Source organism: Rugamonas sp. GW822-FHT03B10 (assembly GCF_058801745.1).
On record NZ_JBXANP010000021.1, the window covers coordinates 1 to 12085 of the forward strand.

The 12085-nt window shown below is 69.9% G+C and carries 8 protein-coding genes; 2 read left to right on the forward strand and 6 right to left on the reverse strand.

Features of this window, described 5'->3' with window-relative positions; genetic code table 11:
• From AC1RQG_RS23985 to AC1RQG_RS24000, 4 genes are all read right to left on the reverse strand, one after another.
• Positions 1-3041 (reverse strand): patatin-like phospholipase family protein (locus AC1RQG_RS23985; protein WP_493135262.1); only part of this gene is annotated, 3041 nt, incomplete at its 3' end.
• A 278-nt stretch (positions 3042-3319) separates the two neighbouring features.
• Entirely contained in the window at positions 3320-3697 is a 378-nt protein-coding gene (locus AC1RQG_RS23990; RefSeq protein ID WP_493135264.1) for a KGG domain-containing protein, read from the reverse strand.
• A gap of 215 nt (positions 3698-3912) precedes the next feature.
• Positions 3913-4695, reverse strand: a complete 783-nt coding sequence (locus AC1RQG_RS23995) for a helicase-related protein (protein WP_493135266.1) — start codon at positions 4693-4695, stop codon at positions 3913-3915.
• 159 nt (positions 4696-4854) lie between these two features.
• Positions 4855-5832, reverse strand: a complete 978-nt coding sequence (locus AC1RQG_RS24000; protein ID WP_493135268.1) for an aldo/keto reductase — start codon at positions 5830-5832, stop codon at positions 4855-4857.
• Positions 5833-5932: 100 nt separating this feature from the next.
• Between AC1RQG_RS24000 and AC1RQG_RS24005 the strand changes: the two genes are divergently transcribed.
• A complete protein-coding gene (locus AC1RQG_RS24005) occupies positions 5933-6811 on the forward strand; it encodes a LysR family transcriptional regulator (RefSeq protein ID WP_493135270.1) in 879 nt (292 codons plus the stop codon).
• 443 nt (positions 6812-7254) lie between these two features.
• Complete coding sequence (locus AC1RQG_RS24010; RefSeq protein ID WP_493135272.1) at positions 7255-9912, forward strand: TonB-dependent receptor; 2658 nt, start codon at positions 7255-7257, stop codon at positions 9910-9912.
• Between the two features lie 70 nt (positions 9913-9982).
• Here the strand turns inward: AC1RQG_RS24010 and AC1RQG_RS24015 are convergent, their stop codons facing one another.
• Positions 9983-11329 (reverse strand): RNA polymerase sigma factor, encoded by a 1347-nt coding sequence (locus AC1RQG_RS24015; protein WP_493135274.1) that lies wholly within the window; start codon positions 11327-11329, stop codon positions 9983-9985.
• Positions 11329-12072: a YciI family protein gene (locus tag AC1RQG_RS24020; RefSeq protein WP_493135276.1), complete on the reverse strand. Its 744-nt coding sequence runs from the start codon at positions 12070-12072 to the stop codon at positions 11329-11331. Before AC1RQG_RS24020 ends, AC1RQG_RS24015 begins: the two co-directional genes overlap by 1 nt.
• Positions 12073-12085 lie beyond the last annotated feature (13 nt).

The window sequence follows — 12085 nt, forward strand, 5'->3', positions numbered from 1 at the left end:
GTGCCGTGCTGCGCGCGGCGCCGCTCGATGAAGGGCCGGCGCGGCTGGTCCGGCTGCGATGGCGACGGCGCGGCCGGCGGCTTGCCCTGGCGCGCCAGCAGCAGCGCCAGCCGGCCGATCCGGTGCCGCAGCACGGCCCCGTCGGCACCGCGCACGGCGGCGCCCTCGGCCGCCGCCGCCAGCGCGCCGCGCGCGATCTGGCAGCCCAGCGTGCGGTAGCTTTCGAACTGGTCCTCGTCGAACCACTGGTCGGCCGTGGACTGGTGCGGGAACTCGGGATGGGTCTTGCTGTAGTTGAGCACGTCCGCGTTCTCGGCTCCCGTGATGGCCGGTTTGATGTACAGCAGCACGCCATCCTGGCCCCGGCCGTCGGCCGCCCGGTACCGGATGCGGCCCGTCACAAAGCTGGCGCCCAGCGCCCCGCCGCCGGCCTGCGGCACGATGCGGCGCGCGTCGAGCACGATGGGCACGTGCAAGTCCGTGTAGCACTTGCGGATCGCGTTGCCCAGATCCTCGAACACGAACTTCTCGTCGCAGCTGGCGTCCACGGCCACCACCAGCCGGCAGCGCCGCCGCACCAGTTCGTACAGGCCGAGGTTCTCGAAATGGCCGCCGTCCGAGAGGTAGAGGAAATCGGCGTTGGTGTCGGTCAGGCCGAACAGCTCGGCCAGGATGCTGAACAGGCCGATGCGCGGCGAGGAACTCTGCCAGTGCTTCTCCTTGATGGGATTGGGCGACCAACGCCCGAGCCGCAGGTTGAACAACGTCATCAGGAAGGTCAGCGGCGGCGACGAGTGGTAGCCCATGTTGGGGCTGGCCGCCGCCCCCGACACGGCCACCGCCATGCCCAGCTTGACGACGGCGTCGTCGTCGCGGAACACGGACGGGCGCGCCGCGTAGTCGGCGCTGGGCCGGTAGCAGCCGCGGTGGGCGCCCGGCGTGAGCCGGTCCGGCGTTGGCATGGCCGGCATGTCGTAGCCGCAATAGGCCGGCGACAGACAGAACGCGGCCGCCTTGCGCGTCTGCCACGCCAGCTCCTGGCCGTTGACCATGTTGAGCGCCGCGTTGATCAGGTGGTAGGGCCGCTGCAGCGGCGCCGGCGCGGCCGGGTCGGCCTTGCGCAGCAAGCTGTGCAGAGGCGGATCGTCGGCCGGGTCGAAGCCGGTGAACGGATGCGGGCTGCGGCGCGGATTGCTGGCGCCGAAATAGGCGCGCACCAGCCGCATGCGGTACATCATGTACAGCGAGAACTTGTTGATGTCGACCCGCCACCCCAGCACCAGCGCCACCAGGCCGAAGGTGGCCAGCAGCGCCAGCACATGGCCCTGGTCGGCGCCGGTGGTGGCCTTGAAATACGCATCGTAGTACGCCCACAGCGGCGCGCTGGCGGCCCGCCGCACCTGGGCCGGCGCCACCAGATATTGCAGCCAGATGGTCAGCACGCCCACGATCACCAGCGTGAACGCATACGGCGCCACCTTGGCCACCAGCTCCAGCCGGGTCGGCGCGCCGGGCTTGCCGGTGGCGCCGCCGCTGCTGGAGCGCAGGCCGACCAGCGTGACCAGCGTGGTCAGCGCCGCGCCCGCGCTGCTGGTGCGCCAGTACTGGGTGAAGCCCCAGTCCAGCAGCGGCGGCAGGTAGAGCGCGAACATGCACCAGGCCAGCCAGGCCAGGCTGAAGATGAAGGTCCACGCGCCCTGGCGCGCCCACCACTCGCGGCTGGGGTCGCGGTACATGCGGCCGATCAGGCCGATCATCAGCGTGATGGTGACGCCGAACAGCGCCAGCAACAACGGCATGCCCAGGCTGGTCAGTTGCACCGCGTCGACCGGCAGCGGGCCGGCCCGGTGCGCCATCGACAGCGTCTTGAGCAGCAGCATGGTGGCCACGCCGAGCGCGCCCACCGCGCACAGCAGATGACCGAGCCCTTCCAGCAGCACCTTGGACGCCGGCTCCGTCTCGCCCTCGGGCGCCAGCTGCGCGGCCCGGTAATTGAGCCACTGCGCCGTGCCCCAGCCGGCCACCCACACCAGGAAGTACGCCACGCCCGGCAACAGCAGCCACGTGTACGGGTAGTGGGCCAGCCCGGCGGGGACGTCGTCCCAGAACCCGATCAGCCGCGCGCGGTACTGCCACACGGCCAGACTGCCCAGCAGGGCCGACACCATCAGCGGCAGGCAGATGCAGATCAGCACGTTGCCCTGGTTCTGCGGCAGCCAGCTGCCCGGCGGCGGCCGGCCCTTGCGCGAGATGCTGAGCGCCATGAAGTACACGGCCAGCAGGAACAGGCCGACGGCGCACGGCGCCGTGGCGCGGCCCGGCGTTTCCATCTCGTGCGCCACCACGGCCGTGAGCAGGCGCGGCAGCAGGAACAGGGCCGCCAACCACGCCGTCAGCAGGCTCAGGTTGAGCAGCGTGTTGCGCGCGTAGGTGCAGATCAGGGTCCAGGTGTCGGCGCTGAACATGCCGGTGGCCGGCGTCAGGTAGTGGCTGTACTGGCGCAGGAACTGCACGGGGATGGGCTCGGCGCGCGCGGCGCCGGCCGGCGCCAGCGCCTCCTCCACGGCCGCCACCTCGCCGCCCTGCTCCTTGATCCAGCGCGACAGCCAGCCGCCGATGTAGCCGCCGCCCGACACGGTGGACAGGTAATCGATGTCGCGCAACAGCCGCATCTCGGCCAGCGCCTGCAGCACGCCCAGGTTGAAGGTGGCGCTGCGGATGCCCCCGCCCGAGAACGCCAGCGCCGCCAGCTTGCGGCGCTGGGCGCGGCGGTACACGTCGGACAGCCGCGCCGGGCGCGCCCCGCCGAGGTCGCCGTCCAGCGCGTCGAGCTCGAACTGGAACACTTCGCTGAACACGGTGCCGGCGCGCGCGTTCAGGCGCGGCCACGGATCGTCGGTGCGCTGCAGGTTCTCGTCGCGCCGGAAGCGCTCCATGGCCTGCGCGAAATCGGCGCTGGCGCCATAGCCCAGGCTGTCGAGCTTGCGGATCAAGTTCTGCCGCAACTCGTCGGGCGGTGCGGCGAAGGCTTCGGGCGGCATGGCACACTCCCTGCGCAGACGCCGGCGCGGCGGCATGCGCGTCCGGCCATGCGGTGCGGGCGATATTCACGACAACTACTCACTACAGCATAGGACGTGTGGCGACGGGGAAATACACACAATCTCACCACGCGCGAGGTGGGCACGGCGACGGTCGGCCCCGAGGGACTGGCCCGGGTTTGGCGTCCGCAATGGGAGCCAAGCAAAAAAGGAATCCACAAGCACGCTTGCGGATTCCTTTTTTTTACCATGCCGGACGAGCCGGCGCGATGGCGGGGTCAGGTCTTGCTGCTGCCCGAGCCGCCGGTGCTGCCGCCACGGCTGCCGCTGCGCTCGTTGCGCTCGTTGTCGTCGCGCGAAGCGCTGTGACCGCCGCTGCTGCCAGTACTGCCGCTGCGCGAGCCGCTGCCGGTGGTGCTGCTCTGTTTGCTGCCCTGGTCGTTCTTGTGGCTCATGCTGCCGGCGCGGCGCGCCTCTTCCGAGGTGAATTCGTGTGCCGTGCCTTTCTCATGGGCCGCCCGGCCGCCTTCGCTGGCGATCTCACGCTGCTGATCCGGGTCCATCGATGCGAAACCGCGCTTACTGGTATCGCTCTGTTTGCTACCGCTCTGACTGCCTTGTTTGCTGCCGGCGTTATCCTGGTTAGAGGTGGCCATAATGTTCTCCTGATGTTGTCCATCCTTGCAGATACGTGGAAACCCAACCTCCCCACGGGAACCGGGCCTGCACTGTGACCGGCTGGCCCGGCGTCCGGTGAGAGGAGTGTTCATGGTAGTGCAAGGCCCATAGCGCGGGCATAGGACATGCTCAAGTGTGAATGTAGGAGAAGTCCGGCGGCCGGTATCCATCGGGGGCGGAACATCTGTTAGCCTCAGCGCGCCTGCACGAATTCCGCCATGAAAGTCTTACTGCCATCTTCGGGGAATTCGAAGATGACGGGCTCGCCCGCCACCGTCAGCAACGCGGCCAGATCGAGCGCCCGGCGCGCCGCCAGCGGCGCCTGTGCCATGCCATGGCAATGGTCGCACTGGCCGCAGCCTTCCCAGCCGTCGCCCGCGCCCAGGCCGGCCAGCAGCAAGCGCCAGCGGCACGCGCCGCCTTGCAGATAGGCGGCCAGCGGCGCGGCCGCCGCGCAGCCGGCGTGCGGCGGCGCCAGCAGCGTGCACTGCGCCGGCAAGCCGTCGCGGCCGGCCCGGCTCGAATCGCGGTAGTAGGCTTGCAGACTCGCCGGCAGGCGCAGGTGGATCACGAAGCGCACGTCGTGCCGGTCCAGGCCGCCGCCGAAGGCTGGTGTGGCCACCAGCACGCGGCGCGCGCCCTGGCGGAACTGGCGCAGCCGCAGGCGGCGCGCGGCCGGCGGCAACTTGCCGTGGTAGCTGCAGGCGCTGTCGCCGGCCTCGTGCAACTGGCGGCACAGGCGTTCGGCGGTGGCCATGCCATCGACATGGATGATGCCGGCGCCGGGCGTCTCGCGCGCCAGGCGCAGGGCGGCCGCGTAGCGCGCCTCCGGCCCCGCGCAGCGCAGCACGCGGTAACGCAGGTTGGGCCGGTACAAGCCGGCATCGGGCAAGGCCGTGCCCGGCGGCGCCGCCTGCACGCCCTGCGTGTGGCCATCCTCAAGCTGCCCGCCGGCCCGCGTTCTTCTGCTCCCCATATGCACCCCCGATGTGTGATCCGCGCCCGACCGCGCCCTGCATGGGACGAAGTTCAGCCAACAGGGTAAACGCCTCGCTTGTGACACGCTATCGGACAGCGCCCCGGTGTGGGATCAGATCATCACCGGGGCCGGCTAGGAATGCGCCATGCGCCGGACTCAGGCGTCCAAACCCGCCATGCCGGCCTCGCTGTAGCGCGCGCCGCTGGCCATGCCCGGCGGCAGGGCCGCCGCGATGCGCGCGCAATCGTCGGCCCCCAGGCGCACGTCCAGCGCCCCCAGGTTGTCGCGCAGGTAGGCCACGCGCTTGGTGCCGGGGATGGGCACGATGTGCCCGCCCTGCGCCAGCAACCACGCCAGCGCCAGCTGGGCCGGCGTGCAATCCTTGTCGGCCGCCAGCGCCCGCACGCAGTCGACGATGCGCTGGTTGCTGCGCATGTTCTCCCCGGCGAAGCGGGGATTGAAGCTGCGGAAGTCGGCGCTGTCGCGCGCGCCCGCGAACGCGCCCGTCAGGAAGCCCCGGCCCAGCGGGCTGTAGGCGCAGAACGCCGCGCCCACGTCGCGGCACGCGTCCAGCACGCCCTGCTCCGGGTCGCGCGTCCACAGCGAATACTCGCTCTGCACGGCCGCCACCGGATGCAGTTCCGCCGCGCGGCGCAAGGTGGCGGCCGACACCTCGCACAGGCCGATGGCGCCGACCTTGCCTTCGCGTACCAGGTCGGCCAGCGCGCCCACCGATTCCTCCAGCGGCGTTTGCGCCAGGTTCAGCCGGTGCAGGTAATACAGGTCGATGCGTTCCACGCCCAGCCGCGCCAGCGACGCCTCGCAGGCATGGCGGATGTAGGCGGCCGAATTGTCGACCCGGCGCGCGTACTGGCCCGGCTCACGCACCAGCCCGCATTTGGTGGCCACGCGGGCGCGGCCATGCTTGCCGCGCAGGAAGCGCCCCAGCAATTGCTCGTTGTGGCCGAAGCCGTAGGCGTCGGCCGTGTCGTACAGCGTGACGCCGGCCTCGAAAGCAGCCTCCAGCGTGGCCAGCGACTGGATGTCGTCGGTGGCGCCGTAGAACTCGGACATGCCCATGCAGCCCAGGCCCAGCGCGCCTACCGTCATGTCACCGATCCGTCGTTGTTGCATATCGTTCTCCTCGAGTGGGTTGATGGAGGCCAGTCTAGCCACCGGCCCGCGCTGGAGGAATGTCCAAAATCGTGATACCTTTTGGGTATCAGGAGCATCCATGAGAAAACTCGACAGCCACGCCCTGCAGGTGTTCGTCGCCGTCGCCACCTGCCTCAACTTCCGCCAGGCGGCCGAGCAATTGCACATGACCCAGCCGCCCTTGAGCCGCGCCATCCGCCAGCTCGAAGCGCGGCTGGCCACGCAACTGTTCGAGCGCGACACCCAGCACGTGGCCCTGACCCCGGCCGGCCGCCAGCTATTGCCCATGGCCCAGCAGATCCTGGCCTTGCTGGACGCGGCCGAACTGGCCATGCGCGACCATCCGGCCCCGGCGCGCGTGCGGCTGGGCCTGACGTCCTCGATGGAGGCGGACCTGTTCCGGCCGTTCACCGACGCGCTGGCGACCGCGCTGGGCGGGCCGCTGGAGCCCGTGTTCGCCACCTCGCCGCAACTGGTGGCCGCCGTGCGGGCCGGGCGGCTGGACGCGGCCGTGATCGCCCTGCCCACCGCCACCCGCGAACTGCCCGTGCACACGCTGGGCCGGCAACCGATGCTGGCCGCGCTGGCCAGCGGCCACCCGCTGGCGCGGCGCCGCACGCTGACGCTGGCCGACCTGGCGCGCGAGCCCGTGTACTGGTTCGAGCGCGCGCGTCAGCCCGCCTTCTTCGACCACTGCCACGCCGTGTTCCAGCGCCACCGGTTCGCGCCCCCGTTCGTGCGCGAACCGCACGACCACCACGTGCTGCTGAGCGACGTGGCGGCCGGCAAGGGCATCGCCTTGCTGCCGGCCTCGTTCGCCGCCCTGCGCCGGCGCGGCGTGGCCTACCGCAAGCTGGCCGAAGGCGACGAACTGGCGGCCGCGCTGGGCCTGGTGACGGCGCCCGGCCACCCGGCCACCGCCACGCTGGCCGACCTGGCGCAACGCACGCTGGCTTGACACGCTGATCGCCCCGGCATAACGCACGCAAGCCTGACGCGCTGGCCGACCTGGCGCAGCGCTCGCTCGCCTGAGCGCCACCGGCGCACCACCCGCCCGCCTCCCTGCACATGCACGCGCGCCGGACGGCGAGCGCCGCCCGGGCATCGCGCCGGCACCACTCCAGCCAGTTCAATACCAGAAGCGTACCGACCCAAAAAATTGCGATGCATAAAATACATGCTTTTGCACTGCCGTGGCGTGTATCGCGGCGTTTTTCCGCATTTATTGTCAAATAGCTGTATTAAATTCACAACATTTCAAATATTTATCAAACTGGTAGTAGTTTGGTATTTGAATTTGCCGTATATTGGCGTCGAACTGGTTCTGTTAATGGATATGCAAGGGACAATCCCGGTCCGCGCGCCCCCGGGATTCATACGAACACATTTTGGAGAGTGACAATGAACGTCGAATCGAATGCAAGCAAACGCCACGCCGTCCGCCTGACGCCGATCGCGGCCGCCATCGGCCTGCTGATGCTGGGCGCGGCGCTGCCGGCCCAGGCCCAGGAAGCGGCCGCGCCGGAACCAGGCGCCGTGATCACCGTGTCCGGCGTGCGGGCCGCGCTGGAACAATCGCTGAAACAAAAACGCAATGCCGATTCCGTGGTGGAAGTGGTGACGGCCGAGGACATCGGCAAGATGCCCGACAAGAACGTGGCCGACGCCATCCAGCGCCTGCCCGGCGTCAACATCCAGTCCTCGGCCGGCGGTGAAGGCGGCTTCGGCGAGAACGACCGCGTCAGCCTGCGCGGCACCAGTCCCAGCCTCCAGCAAACCCTGTTCAACGGCCACGCCATCAGCACCGGCGACTGGTTCGTGCTGAACCAGGTGGGCGGCTCCGTGGGCCGCAGCAGCAGCTTCTCCCTGCTGCCGTCGGAACTGGTGGGCTCCATCGTCGTGCACAAGAGCCAGACGGCCGACCTGGTGGAAGGCGGCGTGTCCGGCGCCATCGACGTGATCACGCGCCGCCCGCTCGACTTCAAGAAGGCGCTGACGGTGGAAGCGTCGGTGCAGGCGGCCTACAACGATTTGTCGGGCAAGACGGAGCCGCAATTCTCCGGCCTCGTCAACTGGAAGAACGATGAGAAGACGGCAGGCGTGCTGCTGCAGGCCTTCTCCGAGAAGATGCGCGTGCGCCGCGACGGCCAGGAAATCCTCGGCTACTCGACCATCTCGGCCACCAGCGCGGCCGCCAAGGCCAATCCGGCGCTGGCCGGCCTGCGCGTGCCCACCTTCATCGGCGCCAGCCTGTTCGAGCAGACCAAGAAGCGCGAAGGCGGCGCGTTCGACGCGGAAATCCGCCCCAGCAAGGAACTGACGCTGGATCTGAACGGCTTCTACTCCAAGCTCAGCGCCCCGCACCAGAACACCAACTGGCTGGCGGCGCCGGCCAACTCCATCAACCGCGACGGCCTGATTCCGACCGCCACCACCGTGGCCAACGGCACCCTGAGCGCGGCCAACTTCGGCAGCAACTCGGGCGAGGTCGATAACATCTACCGCCCCGACGCGGGCGGCGAATCGTGGTACGTGGACGCCAACTTCAAGTACCGCGCCACGCGCGACCTGACCGTCAGCGGCAAGGGCGGCTCCACCCACGGCGTCGGCTTCGACCGCAACGACGTCTACTACCAGAACAACGTCAACGGCGGCATGAACTACGCCTTGAACGGCCTGAGCCCGGCCAGCGTCAGCTACCCGGGCGGCACCACCGACAAGCCCGGCTCCACGGCCTGGGCCGGCGGCGGCGAATCGCAATCGGTCGACAAGGAACAGTACGGCCAGCTCGACGCCGACCTGCGCATGGGCGACGGCGTGCTGGAGTCGCTCAAGTTCGGCGCCCGCCTGACCGACCATAAGCGCACGGCCGAACACCCGCTGGAAACCCGTCCCGGTCCGCTCGGCTTCAGCAACCCCGGCCCGGCCTGGAACGGCCAGATGTACCCGAGCGACTTCGGCTCCAATCTCGGTGGCAACCTGTCGTCGAACTACTTCAAGTACGACGGCGCGGCGCTGGGTGCCTGGGGCGCCGTGCCCGGCAACCGCCTGCTCGACTACACGCTGCGCCACAACTGGACCGACGAATTCCGTCTGCAGGAAAAGACCTCGGCCATCTACGGCATGGCCAACCTGCAGGGCGACGCCTGGAGCGGCAACGTCGGCGTGCGCGCCGTGCGCACCAAGCAGACCACGGTGGTCAACCTGTCGGGCGGCGCCAACCCCATCACGGGTTCGGCCTTCGGCCCGTACACGCCGACCACGTATGAGCGCACCTACAACGACGTGCTGCCGAGCGCCAACGTCAAGTTCGACGTGAGCCCGGACCTGGTGGTGCGCGCCGCCATCGCGCGCGCCATGTCGCGCCCCGACTACAGCGCGCTGGGCGGCTCCGTCTCGCTCAACGACGACGCGCTGAGCGGCAGCGGCGGCAACGTCAACCTCGACCCGGTGCGCTCCAACAACGCCGAGGTGAGCGCTGAATGGTACTTCGCGCCCAAGTCGGCCGTCTCGCTGGGGCTGTTCTACATGGACCTGACCTCGATCGTGGCCCAGGGCACCACCAGCGGCACGTTCTTCAACAACAAGCAGAACAAGCAGACCGTGTACCAGATCACGTCGCCGTACAACACGAGCGGCAAGAACAAGGGGCTGGAACTGAGCTACCAGCAACCGTTGCTGGGCAACTTCGGCACGCTGGTCAACTACACGTACGCCGATGGCGAACTGGCTGATGGCAGCGAACTGATCAACTCGTCCAAGAGCACCTACAACGTGACCGGCTTCTACGAGGACGCCAAGTTCAGCGCGCGCCTGGCCTACAACTACCGTTCCGCCTACAAGGCCGGTGTGGACCGCGGCGCCAGCCAGCACGTGGCCGGCAGCGGCAACCTGGCCGCCTCGCTCAACTACAAGATCAACGAGCAGCTGACGCTGACGTTCGACGCGCTGAACCTGACCAACACCACCATCAAGATGTACGCCGAGACCAAGGACCAGCCGCGCGCGTTCTACTCGAACGGCCGCACCTTCTACCTGGGTCTGCGCGGCAAGATGTAAAGCCGGCACGGGCCGCCGGATGCCGGCGGCCCGGCGAACGAATCACTCCGGCGGTGGCAACACGCCAGTTTCACGCAGGCCCCGTCCCCCCGGCCTGCGTTTTTTTTGGTCCACCCGCCGCGGCCGCGCGCGCCAGCAGCAGGTCGCGCTCGCGCTCGTTCTGCGTGAGCGCGGCGGCCCGCTCGAACTCCTGGCGCGCTTCCGCATGGCGGCCCAGCTTGCCCAGCAGGTCGCCGCGCACGCTGGGCAGCAGGTGGTAGTGGCGCAGCGCCGGCTCGTCGAGCAGGCCGTCCACCACTTCCAGCCCGGCCGCCGGGCCGAACGCCATGCTCAGCGCCACCGCCCGGTTCAGCTCCACGATCGGCGACGGCGTCAGTTGCGACAGCGCGTCGTACAAGGCGGCGATGCGGCCCCAGTCCGTGTCGGCCGCCGTGCGGGCGCGCGCGTGGCAGGCGGCGATCGCGGCCTGCACGCCGTACGGTCCCAGTCCCTGCCCCGTGCCGCCGGCCCGCTCCAGCGCCGCCAGGCCGCGTCTGATCAGCAACTGGTCCCAGCGCGCACGGTCCTGGTCGAGCAGCAGCACGGGCGCGCCGCCCGGCCCCACGCGGGCGCGGGCGCGCGACGACTGGATCTCCATCAGTGCCACCAGCCCGTGCACCTCCGCCTCCTGCGGCGCCAGCTCGGCCAGGATGCGGCCCAGCCGCAGCGCCTCATCGCACAGGCCCGGCCGCATCCAGTCGGCGCCGGCGCTGGCCGTGTAGCCTTCGTTGTAGATCAGATAGAGCACTTGCAGCACGGCCGCCAGCCGCGCCACCAGTTCGTGCGCGCGCGGCACCTCGAACGGCACGCGCGTCTCGGCCAGCGTGCGCTTGGCGCGCACGATGCGCTGCGCCACCGTCGCCTCGGGCACCAGGTAGGCGCGCGCGATCTCGCCCGTGCTCAGGCCGCCGAGCATGCGCAGCGTGAGCGCCACCCGGCCATCCATCGGCAGCACCGGATGGCAGGCGACGAACACCAGCCGCAGCACGTCGTCGCCGATGTCGTCCTCCAGCGCGCGCGCCACGTCCGCCTCCAGGTCCGGCGCGGCGTCCTGCAACATGCCTTCGATTTCGTAGCCGATCTGCTCTTGCCGGGTCTGATGCAGCTGGCGCTGGCGCAGCACGTCCAGCGCGCGGTTCCTGGCCACCGTCATCAGCCACGCGGCCGGATTGTCGGGCACGCCCGTCCCGGGCCACCGTTCCAGCGCACTCACCAGCGCATCCTGGGCCAGCTCCTCGGCCGTGCCCACGTCGCGCAGCATGCGGGCGGTGGCGGCGATGATGCGGGCCGATTCGATCCGCCACACCGCCTCCACCACCCGCGCCACCGATGCCACCGATGCCGCCGATGCCGCCGAAGCTGCCGAAGTCGCCGCCATCAACGCGTCGGCGGCCCGCCCTGCGCCGCCGCCATCTGGTGCGATTCCCGTACCTGGCGCAGTTCCAGCGTCAGGTCGCCGCCGCCCGCATACGGATAATGCCGCATGTACTCGAGCGCCGCCTCGGGCGACGCAGCTTGCAGCATCCAGTAGCCGGCGATCAGCTCCTTCACTTCCGTGAACGGGCCGTCCACCACCGTGCTCGCGCCGCCGGCCAGCCGCACGCGCGCGCCGCGCGCGCTGGACTTCAAGCCTTCGCCGGCCAGCAGCACGCCGTCGCGCACGCCCTGCTCGTTATGCCGGTTCATCGCGGCGATGGCTTCCGGCGGCGGCTTCCGGTCGCCTTCAAGCATGGCGTCGGAGCGGATCAGGACCACGTAGCGCGTCAGTTCCGGGCGCCGCCGCGGTACATTGCCGCCCACCGTGCCGCGCTCGTCGAAGCCGCTGCAACCGCCAACGCAACCGGCCTCGCGCAGCTCGTAGAGGGCGTCGCCATCGGCCACCGGCCAGGCCCGTACCTCGGCCACGGCGTCCGGCAGCGTGTCCGCCTCCAGCACGGCGAAGGCGGACACCAGTTCGGCGGGCGGGAACGGGCCCGCCTCCACCCGCCACTGGCCGTCGCGCCGCAGCAGGCGCACCGCGTCCGCGCCGTCATGCAGCGTGATGCCGGGCACCGGCAACGCGGACGCTCCCGCTTCTGCTCCTGTTGCGGCGCCGGCGCGGCGCATCACCATGTATGCCATGGCCCGCTCCCGC

Bases quoted from the DNA above. Each gene is read 5' to 3' on its own strand.
- AC1RQG_RS23990 (WP_493135264.1), bottom strand. From the start codon at position 3,697: ATGGCCACCTCTAACCAGGATAACGCCGGCAGCAAACAAGGCAGTCAG.
- AC1RQG_RS23995 (WP_493135266.1), bottom strand. From the start codon at position 4,695: ATGGGGAGCAGAAGAACGCGGGCCGGCGGGCAGCTTGAGGATGGCCAC.
- AC1RQG_RS24000 (WP_493135268.1), bottom strand. From the start codon at position 5,832: ATGCAACAACGACGGATCGGTGACATGACGGTAGGCGCGCTGGGCCTG.
- AC1RQG_RS24005 (WP_493135270.1), top strand. From the start codon at position 5,933: ATGAGAAAACTCGACAGCCACGCCCTGCAGGTGTTCGTCGCCGTCGCC.
- AC1RQG_RS24010 (WP_493135272.1), top strand. From the start codon at position 7,255: ATGAACGTCGAATCGAATGCAAGCAAACGCCACGCCGTCCGCCTGACG.
- AC1RQG_RS24015 (WP_493135274.1), bottom strand. From the start codon at position 11,329: ATGGCGGCGACTTCGGCAGCTTCGGCGGCATCGGCGGCATCGGTGGCA.
- AC1RQG_RS24020 (WP_493135276.1), bottom strand. From the start codon at position 12,072: ATGGCATACATGGTGATGCGCCGCGCCGGCGCCGCAACAGGAGCAGAA.